The organism is Yoonia sp. (genome assembly GCF_017854415.1).
Lineage (GTDB): Bacteria > Pseudomonadota > Alphaproteobacteria > Rhodobacterales > Rhodobacteraceae > Yoonia.
This window is the reverse complement of the sequence record NZ_JAFMHR010000212.1, coordinates 1-922: the sequence shown is the minus strand read 5'-3', so window position 1 is coordinate 922 and position 922 is coordinate 1. Positions and strand designations below refer to the sequence as shown.

General features: G+C 52.5%; 1 protein-coding gene. It reads right to left on the bottom strand.

The features are described 5' to 3' along the window. Positions 1 to 606, bottom strand: a 606-nt coding sequence (locus tag QZ197_RS15550) for a chemotaxis protein CheB (RefSeq protein WP_296433103.1), incomplete at its 3' end; no start/stop codon positions are given. Between the last annotated feature and the right edge of the window lie 316 nt (positions 607 to 922).

Below are 922 nucleotides of genomic sequence, written 5' to 3'. Positions count from 1 at the left end.
AACGTGATCGGCCGCCCCGGTCGCAATCGCACTGCGCGGCATCCCATCATGTGATGCCTCGGACGGATCTTGCACCAGCACAATGCCACCCTGTTCTTTAATCTCGCGAATGGCTGCTGATCCATCGCTGCCGGTGCCCGACAGGATCACTGCGATGGCGTTCTGACCCAAATCCTTGGCCAAAGACCTTAGGAATAAATCAATCGGCAGGCGTGTTCCGCGACGGTCCGTTGGCTCCGAAAGGTGCAAAACCCCGTTCTTGATTTCCAGATAACTGTTTGGGGGAATGACGTATACATGATCTGCCTGCACCGGCGTCTGATCCACGGCCAGCACCACGGGCATGGCCGTGTGGTTAGCCAAAAGATCCGCCATCAGGCTTTTGTGGTCCGGATCGACATGATGAACCAAGACTAACGCTGCGCCAGTGTCAGACGGAGCGGCGTCAAGAAAGGCGCTGTAGGCTTGAAGGCCGCCTGCAGAGGCACCTAGGCCAACAACAGGGATAGCAACGTCAACCTTTGCCGCTGCCTTCGGCTTTGCGACCGTTGCACGGGCTGGCTTTGTTTTGCCTTTTACCGCAGGTTTTGATGTCTTGCGCGTCATATCGTCTCAGATTTCTGCCAAAAGGCTCGTATTACAGTTTTGATGCAAGACGACCATGTGATTTGCGTCTCCAGTGTTCCAAGGAAACCGCCTCGGCGCAAATTAGTAAAGGAAAACCGGAGTGTGACGATTGACAGATATCAATGCTGCAGGGGATTGGGTGACATATATTTTAAGTCGTATTTTAGCCAGTTATATTTATTTTCTGCGCATCCCTTTCGCCTTCTTTGTATGGCTAGGCCAACGTCATTGATCGCAGTCATAAGGGTCATCTCCTTCAGCAACCTCTACGTTGGAGGAGTTATTGTCAAATCTG